The sequence below is a fragment of the Parabacteroides sp. ZJ-118 genome, from assembly GCF_011038785.1.
Classification (GTDB): domain Bacteria; phylum Bacteroidota; class Bacteroidia; order Bacteroidales; family Tannerellaceae; genus Parabacteroides.
In genome coordinates, this window is sequence record NZ_JAAKDT010000014.1 from 1 (window position 1) to 18519 (window position 18519).

The window sequence follows — 18519 nt, forward strand, 5'->3', positions numbered from 1 at the left end:
CCGGCCGGGTCCCGGTGGGAGACGAACGAGGAGAGCAGGGCGCAAAGGGCGCATCTTTACGTGCCTTTATAAAAACTTTTATATATATATAAATTTACATCGTACTTACACAGTAAGATGAATATTTTTATATATATATTTTTTTTAGCGGAGGTCTTGTTTTTGCGCCCTTTGCGCCCTGGCTCCCTTTAGGGAGGCGGCGTTGATCCGGGCTTATCCTTTTGATCCTCAGTGTTCTCGGGTTTCTCAGGGTCGCTGTTCCCCTTCTCCTGCCCAGGGCGCAAGAAATTGGCTTTTACCTGTTCCGACGTGATCTCCGTGATCTCGAAAAGGCGTTTTTTCCGGCGATTCCGTGAGCGAAAAACCTGCTTTTTCGGCATCTTGCTCCAACGTAAGTACACGAAAACGCGTCGGCGCGATACGTAAAAACGCTCTTGTTTTCGCCTTAATTCCGATCTGCGCGAGATACAGTGGCGCGTCGAGGCGCTCCGGCTCGCGGGAGCAGGAAACGCACTGTACCCGAAAAGCCCAATGACCTCCTGATGGGTTAAAACCGATGTCCCGGAGGCGGGCCCATCGGACCTATCCTCCGTCCGCCTCTGCCCGGCGCTTTCACGTCGTTGGTACTGGCTCCTCCCTTGAAGAGGCTGAACCGGTAGATGAGGTGCACCATGAAGTAGCTACCTAGCGTGTTGTATTCCGAGTCCTGTATATAGCTGGCGGTAACAGAACGGGAGATATTGCTCCGTTGTTGCAGGATATCGTAGATCTTGAAACGGAGCGTCCCTTGGTTATTCTTCAAGAAAGACTTAGAGGCTGAGGCGTTCCATAGGATCTCGTTCTGCTTGAACCCTTCCCCGTAGCCGGAGTTGGCAGACCAGTTCACGTCACTCTCTATCTTGAAATTGAAGGGCAGATAGATCGTCGTGTAACCGCTGGCTCCGTAATTGAAGGTGTTCTGGTTATTCTCCTTTTGCAGGGAGTTGCTGGTGGCGTTGTAACGAATATTCCCGCTCACGCCCAGATCCAGGTAGGAGGAGCGAAAGTCGATACCACCACGTTCGGACAGTATGAGATTCCGGTTCGTGTTCTTCTCCTCGTCGATATATCCATTGCTGTTAGCGAACGAGACCATTGTCATGGAGTTGATGGAGAATTTCCTGTTTCTCAAAGGGGTGTTCAACATCATACGGACGTTGCCGCTATAGTTGCCATTTACGTTTTTGTAAGTGGTGGTCTTTACACCTGTCTCTCGGTTGTAGGATGTATAACTTACGATATCGTTGATGATATAACTGCCGTTCGCCATGATCATAAGGGCCCGTTGTTTCTCCGGCATGAACTGTTGGAAACGGATGAATAGGTTGTTCGTATAACGGGGGCTCAAATCCGGGTTGCCGATCGTGATGTTTGTCGGGTTCGAGATATCCGCTACCGGTTGTAATTGAGTCATGCTCGGTTGGCTGGTACGGCCATTGTACATGATACGAAGATTCGTGCGCTTATCGAACATATAGTTGAATTGAGCCATCGGGGAGAGGTTGACTACCTTACGGGTTATCTTGGATAGAGTAGTGTCTCCCACGAAATTCTCGCTGCTGGAATAGGATGGATCCAAGTTCAAGCCGATCGTGTAGTTGAACTTTGCCCGTTGAGACTTGAAGCTCAAGCTGGCCCGCTGGCTGATAAAGTTATTGCGGTAGCTTTGGCTGTAGGCGGAATCCAATATGTTGTATATGCCATCGGCGTCTTGGTTGTAGACATTCTTCAAGGCTTCTTGCTTCCGCTGGCTGATACTATAAGTGGCTTGGATGAAATTGCCGTGCCCGATCGGCTCTACCCACGATACGTAGGCCCGGTAATTGAAGCCTTTGTTGTCGTAACGTGAGCGTTGGTCGATATTGTTGTTTTTCAAAGCCTCGGCCTGGTTGAAATAGACGATGTCGGAACGGTTCATGCCGTTGCTGTACGAATCGCTATTGCCTCCGGAGAGGGTGGCGCTGAACACACGTCCTTTGTCATTCAGCTTACGGCTGAAATCGACGCTGGCATTTAGGTTGTACCCGTTACTCTCCGAGTAGTTGCTGGATTTGTTGGTATTGACCGTGTCCCGTTCGTTATCTAAGGTGGTAGCGTCACTGAAATTGTCGTTCATGCTGTGACTGAAGCTGAAACTCGGGCGGAAGATAAGTCGAGTCATCGTATCCGGTTCCCATTCCAGGCGAAAGTCCGCGCCAAAGTTATCGCTCTTCGTACGGCTCATCGCCTCGCTATTATCGTAGGAGGAACTAGCTCCGGGAAGGATATTCTGCCGGTCACTCTTGCTGCGGGCGTCATTGTCGGAATGGGAATAGCGAGTATTCCCCCCGAAAGTGATGGCCGGATTGAATTCCTTGCTGAAGTTTAATCCGGCGTTCCCGGAAGAGGTGATACCGCTACCTGCCCCGAAACCTCCTCGCCGGCCTCCTCCGCCCCCCATACCGGAGAACATCGTTGAGGCTAGATCGGAGAAACCCATATTATTCGTGTTGTTCGCTCCGCCCATGAACGTGATCTGGTCGTTATTCACGAAACGATTGACCATGGCGTTGCCTTCATATCGGTCTTTACTTCCGTATCCGCCATATGCGTTGCCAAACCAACCTTGCTTCATGCCGGGTTTCACGGTCAGGTTGATGACGGTCTCTTCTTCTCCATCGTCGAAGCCGGTCATTTGAGCCATGTCGCTTTTCTTGTCAAGTACCTGTAATTTATCGATCATCTTGGCCGGAAGGTTCTTGGAGGCCACTTTCGGATCATCAGAGAAGAACTCCTTCCCGTCCACCATTACCTTTTTCACCTCTTTCCCATTGACGGTGATCTTACCTTCGCTATCCACCTCCACACCGGGCATCTTTTTCAATAAATCCTCCAAAACGGATCCTTCTGTTACTTTATAAGAATCCGCGTTGTATTCCACGGTGTCGTTGCGAACGGTGACCTCGGGTGCTTTACCTACAACCAAGGCTTCATCCAACTCGATCGCTCCGTCGCTTAATTCAAGCTTACCTACGTTTACCGGATTTTTCTTCCCCGTGATTTGCAAGGGCTGGTACAAAGGATCGTACCCGATGAATGTGACGTATAGTAAATAACTTCCTTTCTTTACGTTTCTCAAGGTAAAACTACCATTACGGGCGCTCACCACACCTCGTACCATGACACTGTCTTTTACGCTCAGCAAACGTATCGTCGCTTGCTCGATAGGGGTATCGCTACTTTGTTCAACGACAGATCCGGTAACATTAACACCGCCTTGCTGCGCGAAAACCAGTGGCGAGAAAAGGATCATCAACAACATCAAAAGGCATCTTTTCAATTTCATGACTATATGGATTACATGGTTTAAATTACGCAAAAGTAGACAAGGGTCATTCAAAATAGTTTAATATAACTTTTATAGATTTAATATTATTAACAATCGTGCAGGTCTTTTGGAGACTGAATGGTTACCGAAGTTTATTCTAAAATCCAGTGATAAAAGGGCGTGTTATCAATGATAAAAATAAGGCGCTCCAAAAAGACTTCTTTTGAAACGCCTTACCTCGATTTATAATCTAGCCTTGTCCTATTACAGTGTCGTAAGTTTTAAGTTACGCCAAAGAACCTTGATGCCTCCACCGTCGTGAATCTGAAGGGCGATGCGGCCTTTGCCGGCTCCGATCTTCTCGTCATTCAAGTTTACCATTTCCTGTCCGTTCAGCCAAGTCTGTACGTTGTCGCCTTGTACCCTGATACGCATCGTGTTCCAATCGCCTTCTTTCAAGATATTCTCTTTCTCGTCCGGAATCTGGACCAACCAGCCGCGTCCGTACGACTCATAGATACCACCTGTATCGTGACCCTTCGGAGCTACTTCTACCTGCCAGCCGTTTACTTTCACGCCTTCCTCTACGAAAGAGCGGATGAATACACCGGAGTTTCCGTCAGCCTCTTGCTTAAACTCCACGGTCAGGTCAAAGTCATCGTAATAATCACGAGTAGCGAGATAACCGTATTGTTTGTCGGGACCGCTTTCGCAAGCCAATAAACCGTCTTTTACGTACCATTTCTCCGTACCGTATGGTTCCCATCCCGTCAAATCCACGCCGTTGAACAGGTTCACTTCCTTACCGGCCTTACGGGGAAGTTCCTTGATCTTCAAGTTGCGGAAAGATGCGGGATAACCATGGTCTTGCAAACAAATCACACCTTTTCTCGCCAATCCGTATTCCGGTGCGTTGGCCCATTTGCCGCTGTTTTTCTTAGCGTGCCAATCGTCTGTCCATGCCTCGAACTCAACGATCTTTTGCCCGTTCAACCAATGTTCCACGTGTCCGTTATCGAATACGATCTTGGAGTTGTTCCATTCGCCTTGTGGATTCACCTTCATCTTGGATTTATCCGGCAAATGCATCGCATAATCCACTCCTAATTTCTGCCATTCTTCCAATGGTTCCGGGAAGTTCGGCTCGTCGATCAATTGGTACTCCGGCCCTGTTACGTAAGGAACAGCGTATTGGGGACGCTCTACCACGTGGTACAACATACCGCTATTGCCACCCTTGGACAATTTCCAGTCCCAAGAAAGCTCGAAGTTCTCATACGCTTTGTCGGTTACGATGTAGCCACTAGCGTCGCTGCCATCTCCTTTGGCTTGAATACAACCATCCACTACATGCCAAGGCTGTGTCAATGTAGTCCCGTTGTAATCTTTCCAACCGTCCAATGTCTTTCCATCAAAAAGCAGCACCCATCCGTCAGAGATTTCCTCGGGAGTAAGTGTGTTTTGTTCTTGACTGGCACAAGAGGAAAACAAGGCCAGCGATACCGCACAAGAGGCTAACAAACTTGCAACAGTCGTTTTTTTCATTACAGATTCCATGTAAATAAAGAATTTAGGTTGATAAATTGTAACTAAGCGGCAAATTTACGTAAATATCTTTGATATATCTCTCTGCTGGAGGAAAAACGCCTCTCGCATCACCACAAGGGTACGCTCGAAGTCCACGTCTGCATCTGCTTCGTTGCCTACAAACGCTACAAGGAGCTTGAGCGCATACTACGCCTGCTCGGCATAAACCTTAGTGTTGACAAGGTGCTCGACATCGCTAAAACCATCTCAACGGTAACTGCACCAAAAAATTACGGTCAAAATATGTTATACGACATATTTGCGAGATAAGTTCAAAGAAAATTTGTGTAATTGAAAAATAAAGTGGATCTCCGGGACATCGAGAATTTGGCTATGGTGAGTAACCTTGACGATTTGAACATTTACGTGAAGATTCTGCAAACCAAAGTCTTTTGACTATGATTAGTGAGATCTTGCAAGAGGGGTGGATCAAAATACGGATCTGCCCTCTTTTTATAATTGACCTTAAATCCGCGGTATAATACGAGTAGGGTTCCTACCCGCCCACAAAGTATTATTAACATTCTAAACGAATTATTTTTACCTTTTTTGTGTAAATATTAAACCAAAACACACGTTATTTGTCGCCATATTAAGCGAAAGATATTGATATGAGGAAGTCGACAATTTGGTTGCTTGCGGTAGTCATGGCTTTTGCCTTCGCCGGGCTATTATACCTACAGGTAAACTATGTGAGCATTATACTTAAGACACGCAGCGAACAATTCAACGAGACTGTCAAAAGGAGCCTGCGCCAAGTATCTAAGAACCTGGAATTGGATGAGACCCGCAAATACCTCGAGGATGATATCAACCGGGATGAGACAAATTTCATGTATCAAAATGCCCCGGATGCCCAAAGCCTGGGACAAGTGATCAACCATGAGAAATACCAATTACAGATCAAGGATTCAGATGGAACCGTTCAGCAAATAGAGATGCAAAGCTTCAGCGCCCATAAGTTCGAGCCGCTCTCTGCCTTGTCAAAACGGCAGTCTGCCAACAGCATCGTAAACACATCCAAAGATTTACAAAAGACACTGAAAAGACGTTACCAGTACCAAGGCGGGCTGATCGAAGAGTTGATTTACAACATCTTATACACCGCGAATCTAAAGCCGATCGAGGAACGTGTAGATTTTAAAAAGCTAAACAATTACTTAAAAACAGAATTTATTAACAACGGCTTGAACTTGCCGTTCGTGTTTTCTGTTATTAACAAAGACGGAAACGTAGTATACCAGAGTGGAGAGATCCAAAAGCAACCGATCGCCTCTGACGTGATCACCCAAGTGCTTTTCCCGAACGATCCTCCATCGAAACTAAACTACCTGAGAGTTTATTTTCCGACGAAAGGCGATTATATCAAAAGCTCTATCACTTTCATCGTTCCATCGGTTATATTCTCATTGATCCTGTTGATAACCTTCGTCTTCACGATTTACATCGTATTCCGTCAAAAGAAGTTATCCGAGATGAAAAACGACTTCATCAACAACATGACGCATGAGCTGAAGACACCGGTATCCACGATCTCGCTCGCCGCCCAGATGTTGAAGGATTCGGATATAACGAAAAGTCCGGACGTATTCAAGCATATATCCGGCGTAATCAACGACGAGACGAAGCGATTGGGCTTCTTGGTCGAGAAAGTGCTGCAGATGTCTTTGTTCGAACGACAGAAAGCGGCGCTTAAATTGAAAGAGATTGACGCGAATGATTTGGTAGCGAACGTGGCTAACACCTTCGTTTTAAAGGTCGAGAAGTACGGTGGTACAATGGATATAGACCTGCAAGCTACGGAATCGGATATATATGTGGATGAAATGCATATCACCAATGTATTGTTCAACTTGATGGATAACGCGGTTAAATACCGCCGTCCGGAAGTTCCGCTTACATTGATGGCACGCACTTGGAACGAGAACGGGAAGCTGCTGATCTCCGTGGAAGATAATGGTATCGGAATCAAGAAAGAATATTTGAAAAAGGTATTCGACCGTTTCTTCCGCGTACCGACAGGCAACGTACATGACGTGAAAGGGTTCGGTCTCGGACTCGCTTACGTACGCAAGATCATTGAGGACCACAAAGGTACGATCCGCGCTGAAAGTGGTACCGGAAACATCGGGACAAAATTTATTATTACTTTACCTCTTATAAAAAGTTAGTTATGGAAGAAAAACTAAAGATCTTCTTTTGTGAAGACGATGAGAATTTAGGAATGCTTTTAAGAGAATACTTACAAGCTAAAGGGTATGTAACGGACCTATTCTCTGACGGAGAAGCCGGGTACAAGGGTTTTACCAAGGGTAAATACGATCTTTGTGTGTTGGATGTCATGATGCCCAAGAAAGATGGTTTCACCTTGGCACAAGAAATTCGCTCTATCAATCCTGATATCCCTATTATCTTCCTTACAGCCAAGACTATGAAGGAAGACATCTTGGAAGGATTCAAGATCGGCGCGGATGACTACTTGGCAAAACCGTTTAGCATGGAAGAGCTATTGCTTCGTATCGAGGCTATCCTTCGCCGTGTGAAAGGTAAGAAGATGAAAGATATTCCTTTCTACAAGCTAGGGAACTTCTTGTTCGACACCCAGAAACAAACGTTGGCGATCGGCGACAAGGTCACGAAACTTACCACGAAGGAATGCGAATTATTAAGTTTGTTGTGCTCCCACGCAAATGAGATCCTCGAGCGTAACTACGCCTTGAAGACAATCTGGGTAGACGATAACTATTTCAACGCACGCAGCATGGACGTTTATATCACGAAACTACGCAAATTATTGAAAGACGATCCTGGTATCGAAATCATCAACATCCACGGCAAGGGCTATAAATTGATCACTCCTTCCGGAGAGGATCAAGCGCGAGAGGAAGGCATACAAGTGCTTTAATTCACCTGGGCACTAGGGGCAGAGAAGGCTGGCTTTACGTTTAGCCAGCCTTTTTTATATCTTCCGCCTTTTCCAGCCTAAGAAGATCCCGCAAACGATCAACGTGACCAGTAACCCCAACAGTCGAGAAATACCAGAGGAAAAACCAAATCCTTCCGGAGCCACGAAAATATAGGTAGAACATACCGCCGTCATGAATAAGGCGGGGATCAAGGTTATCACATATAATTTCTTTGCCTGTACCAAATATACGGTCAATGCCCATAGGGTAAATACGGCCAATGTCTGATTACTCCACGCGAAATAACGCCAGATCATATCGAATCCGTCCTTATCTTTTTGACTATATAATAAGATTCCCATCGCTATGATAAACATAGGAATACAGATCATCAAGCGCTTGGCTACCGTTTTCTGCCCCATATGCAAAAAGTCGGCGACGATCAGACGAGCCGAGCGGAAAGCCGTATCTCCAGAAGTAATTGGAGCCGCTATCACACCCAATATCGCCAACACACCTCCGACAGTACCCAACCATTCTTTCGTGATACTGTCTACCACCACAGCGGCATTGTTCTCCTCCATCCCGTTATTGTGGAAGAAATACGTGGCAGCGGCAGCCCAGATCAAGGCTACGATACCTTCGGTAATCATCGCTCCGTAAAATACAGGACGGGCGTATTTCTCACTTTTCATGCAACGGGCCATCAATGGGCTTTGGGTAGCATGAAAGCCGGAGATGGCGCCACAAGCGATACTGACAAACATGATCGGGAAAACAGGCAAGCCTTCCGGATGCATATTACCAAGTCCATCCGTAATCTCAGGTAATGGTGGCCGGTTAATAAATAACATAACCAAAATACCTACGGCCATAAATAATAAGGCGATGGCGAATAATGGATAGATCTTCCCGATAATCTTATCAACGGGTAATAGGGTAGCCAGTATATAATAAATGAACACGACAACAATCCAAAACGTAGCATCTAGATATTCTGGAGTCAATTTGGCCAGCAACCCTGCAGGCCCCGCGACAAAAACAGCGCCCACCAAGATCATCAAGATAACCGTAAAGCCCCGCATAAATTGCTTGAAGTTGTAACCCAGATACCGCCCGATCAATTCCGGAAGACTTTCTCCATCATACCGCAACGAAAGCATTCCCGATAGGCAATCATGGGTAGCTCCCGCAAATATACTTCCCAATACGATCCACAGGAAAGAAGCTACCCCAAATTTAGCCCCCATGATCGCGCCGAAAATAGGTCCCAGACCCGCTATATTCAAAAACTGGATCATGAAAATCTTCCAAGTAGGTAAGGGCATGTAATCGACACCATCTTGTTTCGTGAAAGCGGGAGTAACCCGGGCGGGATCTACGCCAAACACCCGCTCGACAAATTTGCCATACGTAAAATATCCAACAATAAGGGCTATCAGACAACATGAAAAAGTAATCATGGTTTTCTAAAGAATTAAGTTGTCAACAAAAAAGGTATATACGAGAAAACCGTATCAAGGGCATTCTGACGAGTGATTGTCAGAATGCCTTTAGCACGGTCTTCATTTGAATCAATTAATTAAGTAAACGTTTAACCGTCTCAGAAATCATCCGTCCTTCAGCTCTTCCTGCCAAAGCTTTTGAGGCCACACCCATCACCTTGCCCATATCTTTCGGTCCGGCAGCACCGACTTGAGCCATAATGGCTCTCAATTCTTTCTCCAATTCCTCGGCGGATATTTGTTGAGGTAGATATTTCTCAATCACCTTTACCTGCTCCAACTCGGCATCCGCTAGGTCTTGACGACCCTGTCGCACATAAATCGTAGCGGAATCTTTCCCTTGTTTCACCAACTTCCGCATGATCTTCAAGGCATCCGCATCCGTCAAGGTATCATTGGCTCCCGGAGCGGTTTTTGCTTCCAAGAAAAATTTCTTTACATTTCTCAATGTCTCCAAGGCTACCTTATCTTTCGCCTTCATCGCATTTTTAATGTCTTCGCTGACTTGTTCAAATAAATCCATATCCTTATTATATTATTAACTAACGGAAACTGATCACATGCTTGCCTCCTCGCTGAGAATCTTGGCGAGGTTGGTTAGCCGGTTGCTTCGCCGTTGTCGGAGCCGATACTTGAATGTCCTCCCCCGCCACCTTGGAACGGGCACGGGCTACGATCTTCGGATCCCGGTTATAAGTTGGGTTATCCTCTATCAAAGCGATCAAGGCATCATCGTCCAACTCCTCCGGAGTCAAAACAACCGCTTTCGAACGAGAGGCAAAACAGCCTACCTTTTGCGCGGAAGGACCATAATATTTACCGATCAAATCACGCTCCTTACGCTCTTTCTCGATTCGCTCTTCTTCTAAACGCAATTCTTCTTCCGTCATCTGAGCGGCCTCATTCCTGCGTTTATCAGCGATCAATGGAATATCATCCATTGTAAATCCGGTAGCGAGAATCGTCATTTTTACTTTATTACCCAATGTATTATCCACGGCAGTACCCCAGATAACCTCTATATCACGATTGAACCCGGACATAAAGTTATGCACGTCGTTCATCTCCTCCATTCGCAACTCGGCCTCCTCGCTGAAATATACGTTGAACAGGATCTTCTTAGCGTTCTTTACGTCGTTGTTGCTTAATAACGGAGAATTCAGAGCGTCTTCCACCGCTTGGCGAACACGTCCTTCTCCTTCACCATAGCCATTACTCATCAAAGCGACACCTCCATCTTTCATCGTGGTATTGACATCGGCGAAGTCGAGGTTGATAATACCCGGAAGCGTAATGATCTCCGCAATACTCTTGGCTGCGATCGTCAAGGTATCATCGGCCTTGCCGAAAGCGTTCATCACGGAAAGATCTGAATAAATTTCACGCAAACGCTCATTATTGATCACCAATAAGGCATCCACGTTCTTCGCGATCTCCTCCACACCATTCAAGGCCTGTATAATCTTACGCTCACCCTCGAACAAGAAAGGAATGGTTACGATACCTACCGTCAATATTCCCATATCCTTTGCGATACGAGCGATAACCGGAGCGGCACCCGTACCGGTACCACCTCCCATACCGGCCGTAATGAATACCATCTTCGTACCGTCGTTTAACATACCTCGAAGATCGTCCAGACTCTCCTCGGCTGCCATCATCGCACGCTCCGGCTTATTTCCCGCGCCCAATCCCTGCGTGATCTCACGCCCCAACAATAACTTGATAGGAACATCCGAACGGTTCAGGGCTTGATTATCCGTATTACATAACACGAACGTAACGTCGTGTATGCCCTCCTTATACATGTGAGTAACAGCGTTTCCGCCACCGCCTCCAACACCAATCACCTTAATGATTTTGGGAGTATCCGTAGGATAATTAAAATTTAATATTGTATCGTCCATTGTCTTCCGGTTTTATTACATTCGTAAATCACGTTATTTACTCTCGTTATCATCGTCATCGAAGAGGGTTTTACCAAAAGTATCGATTCCTTTTGTCAAGCGCCCGAGCAAGCCGGAGCCTTTTTTCTTTTCTTTCTTCGGCTTCTCCTTGACGGATTCCGGATCCAGAGCTGATTCCACTGTCGGTTCAAGCTCAACCAACGGCTCAATCTTAGGCTCCGGTTTAGGAGGTATATATAACGCGCAATTCTTGGTTCCTTTCGCCAAGAGGCCGATGGCCACCGCATATTCAGGATTGCTGGCGATCACTAAATCACCACTAGCGACAACTCCCTTGCGAACCGATGAATAGCGAACCTCCATCTTCAAACGCTCGCTCATCACCATCGGTAAATTCTTCAAAGCGGCGCCTCCACCCGTAATCACGATACCAGCACCGAGAGCGCTCATCAAGCCTGTAGCCTCCAGACGAGCATATACATTTTCTAAAATCTCATCCATACGAGCCTCTATCACGCCGTTCAACTCGGCTAGCTTGATCTCGCGCAAGCCCATTCCATCCGCCAAACTCACTTGGATGGCCATATCATTATCCCGGTCAGCTTTCGCGCTGCCATAAGTGACCTTCAAGCGTTCCGCCTCAGACTCTACGACCCTGAGATTGGTTATATCTTTTGTTATCAAATTACCTCCAAAGGGAACAACAGAAAGACTGGCCAACTTACCCCCCTTATAGACAGATATCGTCGTCACGCCGGCACCAAAGCCGATCAAGGCGCAGCCCAAGTCCTTCTCATTGTCGCTCAAGACAACATCCCCCAACGCAAGGGGTGACACGAGAATGCCGGCGATCCCGATCTTTGCTTGTTCCGAGATGCTATTAATAATATTTAACTTCAAGGAAGGACGTCCAACAATCAACTTGTAACGAGCCTCGATACGGCTACAAGGCACGCCCACCGGGTTGGACTCTGGTTTATCATCTAAAAAACAGGAAGGAGAAACCACGTCAAGAACGGTCAACATATCCGGACGATAATCCTTACACTCTTGATAGAGAGAGTCTATGACCTCCTCCGTAACCACACCTTCCATTCCCAACACCTTGCAAACCGTATGCTCGATAGAACGGAGTGACTGACCTCCCAGTCCCACATATACCTGCCCGATCTTGGAACCACCCAGTTTATTCTCCAACTTGAGGATCAAGCGTTTTATCTTACTCGCCGTCTCTTTCACGTTATATACACATCCTCTTCGTATGCAGGTACCGGAGTTCTCAACTTCGTAGGCGATGATTGAAAGAGCGCCCGTCGCATTCTTAGTCCCCACCATTCCTACCATATGGGAGGTACCTAGGTCAATAGCTGCTATAAAGTCTGTGTATGCCATATCATCTATTTTTTAGTACAAACAATCTGATTCTTATATTTTAAATTAATCATACTATACTTCTCCCAACCCACTTTAGGAATCGCCTGCTCATAGAAAAGCTTTAAATTCGCAAGCTTTTCCTCGAATTCATCCAAAGTACCCAGCATGATCCGATGGTTGCCCACTCTTGGAATAAGTTCTATATCATTATCCGGATATACATAGATTTGTTCAATCTGGTCATTCCAAAACTCATTCTCTTGCAAAAATAATGCAAATTTGTATAAGTCGGTCACCGCAAGCTCTTTTTCCACATATCCACTCACAATTGGCACATGCGCGGAGTACCGACGACTAATCGGCATGGTGGTTCCCAGATTATCCACGTAATAACTACCTCTTACGCCCATAATCCGAAGGATAGGCATCTTTTGCATGACCTCTAGCTTGATGATTCCCGAAGGAGTCTTATACGCCTCTACTTGCGCAATCATCTCATTCTTAAGCAATTCCGTCTCTATCCGATCCGTATTTACGTCGATCATCGATCGCTTGATCGGATCTAGCCCGCCTTTCTTCAGTATAGACACAAGGTCACTCTCGCTTACGAAATGTTTATCCAGACTGTCTTTCACCACGACTTGCAGGTCTTGGCAAATAAAGTCCTGACGTACTTCCCGAAAGAAAAGCGAGGCGAACACGATGTAACAGAACAACAACGTGGCTACTACTATGGAAATTATTCGGATCACGGTTTCCTTATTTGTTCACATAAAATCTCTTTTACAGGCTCCACCAAACGATCGATATTGCCGGCACCTACCATTAATACTACCTCATATTTTCCGGCGGCAACCACGTCCAAAAGTTCTTCCTTCTTACACAGCGTCTTGGAAGGGATGGTCACTTTATCAAAAATGATTCGAGAGGTCACCCCCGGAATCGGTTCCTCGCGAGCTGGATAGATATCCAGCAAGATCAATTCGTCCAATAAAGAGAGACTCGCTGCGAAATCGTCAGCGAAATCCCGGGTACGGGTATATAGATGCGGCTGGAAAATACCTGTCACCTTACGACCCGCATACAACTCCTTCACCGACAAAATGCTCTGTCGCAATTCGGCCGGATGATGAGCATAATCATCGATCAATACCACTTGATCCGTCTTCAAGTGAAAATCAAAACGGCGGCGAGCTCCGGCAAATGTGGCCATACCTTTTTTCAGATCCTCCGGTTTCACTCCATTCAACCAAGCGATCGCCATAGCCGCTACTCCGTTCTCGATATTTACCTTTACAGGAACACCTAGTTCCACATCAGGAATACGGATTTCCGGACCAACGAAGTCAAAGGTAATATTTCCGTCGCAAATACAAATATTTTCAGCGTAAAAATCCGCTATTCCCGTAACGGAATAGGTATATTTCTTGACACCCTCCTGTAAACGGGGCGTCACGTTGATTCCTTTCTTGATCAATAGACAACCATCGAGACGAATTAGAGAGGTAAATTTCTCGAAACTCTCCCGATAAGCCTCTGCCGTGCCGTAAATATCCAGATGATCTGGATCAGCGGAAGTAATCACCGCCATATAAGGAGTAAGCCAATGGAAAGAACGATCGAACTCATCCGCCTCGATCACGGTAAAGTCGCTCGTATCAGACAACATCAAATTACTCTCGTAGTCCTTTAGGATTCCACCGAGGAAAGCATTGCAATCCACCGACGATTGTTTCAGCAAATGAGCCAGCATAGAAGAGGTCGTTGTCTTGCCGTGCGTTCCCGCCACGCATAAACCCCGGCTATTTTTCGTGATCTCTCCCAATACACGAGCCCGCTTCATCACCTCAAAACCTTGCGTGCGGAAGTAGGTCAACTCCGTATGCGACTCTGGGACTGCCGGCGTATAAATCACCAGCGTATTGTCGGGCGACTTGAACGCCTCCCCGATCAATGCAATATTATCCTCATAGTGAATATCAGCTCCCTCCTTTTTTAACTCCTCGGTTAAATCGGAAGGGGTCTTATCGTACCCGCCCACTCGCTTTTCCTTAGAGAGGAAATAACGGATCAAGGCACTCATCCCAATACCCCCGGCACCTACGAAGTACACCGCTGTCACTTTATTTATATCCATATTCTTTATTTCCTATCTATAATCTTAACAATCTCATCCACGATACGATCCGCACTACAGCGTTGCGCCAAAGTCTCGATATTACGGCTCAGCGTACGCAAACGTTCACCGTCATGAACAATCTTCAAGGCGGTAGGCACCAAATCCTTCTCCGCATCTTTATCGGCGATCATAACGGCGGCATCCTTATTGACCAAGGCCAAGGCATTCTTGGTCTGATGATCTTCCGCCACATTCGGCGAAGGCACCAAGACCACCGGTTTTCCCAATAAACAAAGTTCCGAGATAGAACCAGCTCCCGCACGGGATATCACCAAATCGGCCGCTGAATAAGCATAATCCATACGAGTAATAAAATCTGAGCACCAAACCGGCATTCCCCGGTACGCCTTCAAATGCTTGGAAGCGTCGTTATAATAATACCGACCGGTTTGCCAAATAACCTGTACATCTGAAGCGAAGAACTTATCTAGATCCCCTTGGATGCTCCGGTTAATCGTCCGTGCGCCAAGGCTACCACCTACCACAAGGATCGTCTTTTTCTCCGGAGAAAGCCCGAAGAACGCCAGCGCCTCCTCTTTCTTGTTCAGCGCCTCCTCCAAATCCTGTCGTACCGGATTTCCCGTAATCACGATCTTATCCGCCGGAAAGAACTTCTCCATGCCCTCGTAAGCGACACAAATCTTGCTTGCTTTCTTCGCCAATAACTTATTGGTCACACCGGCATACGAGTTTTGCTCCTGTATCAACGCGGGAACGCCTTGCGAAGCCGCCATCCATAAAGTCGGTCCGCTGGCATAACCGCCCACGCCAACCGCAATATCCGGCTTGAACTCACGGATCGTCTTCCTCGCCAAGCGCAAGCTTTTCGCTAAACGAGCCATGACCTTCACGTTATTCATCAGGTGGGCACGGTCAAACCCACTCACCGGTAAACCTACGATTTTATAACCGGCTGCCGGAACCTTATCCATTTCCATGCGATCTTCCGCTCCCACAAATAAGATTTCCACATCCGGAAAACGTTTTTTGAAAGTATTAGCGATAGATATGGCCGGGAAGATATGGCCTCCCGTACCACCACCACTTATTATGATCCGGTACTTCCTCATACTTTTGACTCTACAGTTATCGTTTCGACAGCCGATAACGGATCATCTTCTTTCTCTCCATCGACTGCCTGATTTATTGTCTCTCCGGATAATCCATCGGAAAGATTCTCCGTATCCTCCTCTTTCTCATCCTCATTCCCGATATTGGCGCCAAAACGACTTACGCTCAATATGATCCCAAAATAGATACAAGAAATAAGCGTAGACGTACCACCCCGGCTCACCAACGGCATCGGTTGCCCGGTAACGGGCACTAAATTCACGGCCACCGCCATATTCGCCAAGGCTTGGACTACCACCAGCAACCCGCATCCCAACACTAGAAATTTCGGGAATGATTTATCACATTTCCGGGCGATCATCCCGACCCGGACTAGCAGCATTATATAAAGTAACAATACAAAAATTCCTCCAACGAAACCCAGTTCCTCTATGATAATCGCATAGATAAAATCAGAATACGCCTGTGGCAGGAAGTCGCGCTGTTGTCCATGTCCGGGCATCTGTCCAAATACGCCTCCCCGGGCAATAGCTATCTTCGCATGGGTTACCTGATAATTATCATCGGTTATCTTATACGTACCGCTCTCATCCAAGTTATCCTTATGTCCGTCGAAGAAACGCTCCAAACGTCCTTGCCAAGTAACGAATCGATCTGGCAAATACCGGGTAATAGCAGCCGGCGTAAACTTAAGCAACGCCAAGAACAATACCAACAACAGTATCAAGATACCTGCCAACTTCGCCAACTTACCAAACGGCAACTGACCGATAAACATCATCAGGAAACAAACCCCGAACAGCATAAACGCCGTAGAAAAGTTCTCCGGCAGAATCAAGACACAGGTCAGTCCTACTCCAATCAGTATATACTTAAAAATCTGGTTCTCCGTTAACTTTCCACGCTTGCTGAGCAAGAAAGCGACAAACACGACACAAGCCAGCTTCCCGAACTCCGAAGGTTGGAACTGTATCCCCATGATTTCCAGCCATCGATGTGCGTCATTAGCGTCCACGCCGATAAAGGGTGTCACGATCAACATCAACACTGAGATCGGCAATAATATAATAAACGCGGAGAAGAAGCGACACGGTATGTTATGCAACAGCAATACCATGACGAAACCTCCCAATAAAAATGTGGCGTGCCGTACGATAGGCGCCCAGTGATTCGCGTTCTTATAAGCGATCGTACTGGTCGCACTGAACACCTCTACCACCGATATAAGGCACAGGAACATAAAGATGATCCATATCACCCGGTCGCCCCTAAACAGTTTACTCGCCAGATCCATTTTACCTCTTATTACAGATTACGTACGCAAGCCTTGAACTGATCGCCCCGATCTTCATAGTTCTTGAACAGGTCGAAGCTGGCACAACAAGGAGAGAGCAATACCGTATCTCCCTTATGAGCCATCTTATAGGCCTTCGCCACAGCCTCCTCCATCGATCGGGCATCTTCAATATTCGCCACTTTCCCATCAAAGAAGGCATGTAATTTAGTATTATCCACACCCAAGAAAATCAATGAATGCACCTTTTTACTCACTAATTCCTCGATCTCCGAGTAATCATTTCCTTTATCCGTACCCCCTAAGATCAAAACGACCGGGGTCGTCATGCTCTGCAAGGCATACCAACAAGAGTTTACGTTCGTAGCTTTCGAGTCATTGATATAATCAACGCCACGCACGCGAAGCACCTTCTCCAAACGGTGCTCGACACCCGTGAAATCACTGAGTGAGGCACGTATTTTCTCATCATGAATGTCCACGATCTTGGACGCTATCCCCGAAGCCAAAGAGTTATACAGGTTATGCGTACCCGTCAATGCCAATAAGTCTTGTTCCATCGTAAATGTACCGTTTGCTGTTTCAATAACTACTTGATTATTTTCCGTATATCCCTTCACACCGTTCTCATGCGTCCCGGCGAATGGGTAAAGAGTAGCCTCAGGATGCCGTTTGGCGATCTCACGGGCTATAATCGGGTCATCGTTCCAGAAAATGAAAGCGTCGTCCTTCGTCTGATTTTGCAAGACGCGGAACTTAGCATCTACATAATTCTGCATCTCATAGTCATAACGATCCAGATGATCCGGTGTTATATTCAGTAGGATAGCAATATCTGCTTTAAAATCGTACATGTTATCCAATTGGAAACTACTCAACTCGATCACGTAAACCGCATGTGGATCTTCCGCGACCTGAAGCGCCAAGCTGTTTCCGACATTTCCGGCCAAGCCTACGTCCACTCCCGCTTCTTTCAAGATATGATACGTAAGCATCGTCGTTGTCGTTTTGCCGTTGCTTCCCGTGATGCAAATCATCTTCGAGTCCGTATACCTTCCGGCAAACTCGATCTCGGAGATGATCGGCGTACCTCGCTTCTTCAATAACTGTATGATAGGAGCCTTGTCGGGAATACCTGGGCTTTTGACAATTTCATCGGCATTCAAGATGTCGGCTTCGGTATGCTGTCCCTCTTCCCAACGAATCCCGCGGTTGTCCAGCATCTCCTTATACTTAGGTTTGATAGACGATTTATCGGATACGAACACGTCGAATCCTTTCGCCTTCGCCAAGACAGCGGCTCCCGCGCCACTCTCCCCAGCCCCTAATATAACCATTCTCTTACTCATC

General features: G+C 46.7%; 13 protein-coding genes. 2 read left to right on the forward strand and 11 right to left on the reverse strand.

The genetic code is table 11. From position 1 onward, the window contains the following. Nucleotides 1-547: 547 nt before the first annotated feature. Complete coding sequence (locus G7Y39_RS05575; protein WP_165155879.1) at nucleotides 548-3364, reverse strand: outer membrane beta-barrel protein; 2817 nt, start codon at nucleotides 3362-3364, stop codon at nucleotides 548-550. 246 nt (nucleotides 3365-3610) lie between these two features. Next, nucleotides 3611-4903 (reverse strand): DUF1080 domain-containing protein, encoded by a 1293-nt coding sequence (locus G7Y39_RS05580; RefSeq protein ID WP_165155880.1) that lies wholly within the window; start codon nucleotides 4901-4903, stop codon nucleotides 3611-3613. A gap of 641 nt (nucleotides 4904-5544) precedes the next feature. Between G7Y39_RS05580 and G7Y39_RS05585 the strand changes: the two genes are divergently transcribed. Further along, a complete protein-coding gene (locus G7Y39_RS05585) occupies nucleotides 5545-7104 on the forward strand; it encodes a sensor histidine kinase KdpD (RefSeq protein ID WP_165155881.1) in 1560 nt (519 codons plus the stop codon). 2 nt (nucleotides 7105-7106) lie between these two features. Continuing rightward, nucleotides 7107-7838 carry a response regulator transcription factor gene (locus G7Y39_RS05590; protein WP_165155883.1) on the forward strand — a complete coding sequence of 244 codons (732 nt, stop codon included), beginning with the start codon at nucleotides 7107-7109 and terminating at the stop codon, nucleotides 7836-7838. A 54-nt stretch (nucleotides 7839-7892) separates the two neighbouring features. Here G7Y39_RS05590 and G7Y39_RS05595 read toward each other — a convergent pair whose 3' ends face one another. The 9 genes from G7Y39_RS05595 to murD form a co-directional block, all read right to left on the reverse strand. Then, on the reverse strand, nucleotides 7893-9302 hold the full coding sequence (locus G7Y39_RS05595) for a carbon starvation protein A (protein ID WP_165155885.1): 1410 nt from the start codon (nucleotides 9300-9302) through the stop codon (nucleotides 7893-7895). A gap of 115 nt (nucleotides 9303-9417) precedes the next feature. Next, the gene (locus G7Y39_RS05600; protein WP_165155887.1) at nucleotides 9418-9867 is read right to left on the reverse strand and encodes a GatB/YqeY domain-containing protein; all 450 of its coding nucleotides are present in this window, start codon (nucleotides 9865-9867) and stop codon (nucleotides 9418-9420) included. Between the two features lie 19 nt (nucleotides 9868-9886). Then, nucleotides 9887-11251 carry a cell division protein FtsZ gene (gene ftsZ, locus G7Y39_RS05605; protein WP_165155889.1) on the reverse strand — a complete coding sequence of 455 codons (1365 nt, stop codon included), beginning with the start codon at nucleotides 11249-11251 and terminating at the stop codon, nucleotides 9887-9889. A gap of 33 nt (nucleotides 11252-11284) precedes the next feature. Next, complete coding sequence (gene ftsA / locus G7Y39_RS05610; RefSeq protein WP_165155891.1) at nucleotides 11285-12643, reverse strand: cell division protein FtsA; 1359 nt, start codon at nucleotides 12641-12643, stop codon at nucleotides 11285-11287. A gap of 5 nt (nucleotides 12644-12648) precedes the next feature. Continuing rightward, nucleotides 12649-13377 carry a cell division protein FtsQ/DivIB gene (locus tag G7Y39_RS05615; protein WP_165155893.1) on the reverse strand — a complete coding sequence of 243 codons (729 nt, stop codon included), beginning with the start codon at nucleotides 13375-13377 and terminating at the stop codon, nucleotides 12649-12651. Next, on the reverse strand, nucleotides 13374-14762 hold the full coding sequence (gene murC, locus G7Y39_RS05620; protein WP_165155895.1) for a UDP-N-acetylmuramate--L-alanine ligase: 1389 nt from the start codon (nucleotides 14760-14762) through the stop codon (nucleotides 13374-13376). Before murC ends, G7Y39_RS05615 begins: the two co-directional genes overlap by 4 nt. Before the next feature lie 5 nt (nucleotides 14763-14767). Continuing rightward, the gene (gene murG / locus G7Y39_RS05625) at nucleotides 14768-15874 is read right to left on the reverse strand and encodes an undecaprenyldiphospho-muramoylpentapeptide beta-N-acetylglucosaminyltransferase (RefSeq protein ID WP_165155897.1); all 1107 of its coding nucleotides are present in this window, start codon (nucleotides 15872-15874) and stop codon (nucleotides 14768-14770) included. Next, complete coding sequence (locus tag G7Y39_RS05630) at nucleotides 15871-17169, reverse strand: FtsW/RodA/SpoVE family cell cycle protein (RefSeq protein WP_165155899.1); 1299 nt, start codon at nucleotides 17167-17169, stop codon at nucleotides 15871-15873. The genes murG and G7Y39_RS05630 overlap by 4 nt, the downstream gene beginning before the upstream one ends. 11 nt (nucleotides 17170-17180) lie before the next feature. Then, nucleotides 17181-18518 carry a UDP-N-acetylmuramoyl-L-alanine--D-glutamate ligase gene (gene murD, locus G7Y39_RS05635; RefSeq protein ID WP_165155901.1) on the reverse strand — a complete coding sequence of 446 codons (1338 nt, stop codon included), beginning with the start codon at nucleotides 18516-18518 and terminating at the stop codon, nucleotides 17181-17183. Nucleotide 18519: the final 1 nt, after the last annotated feature.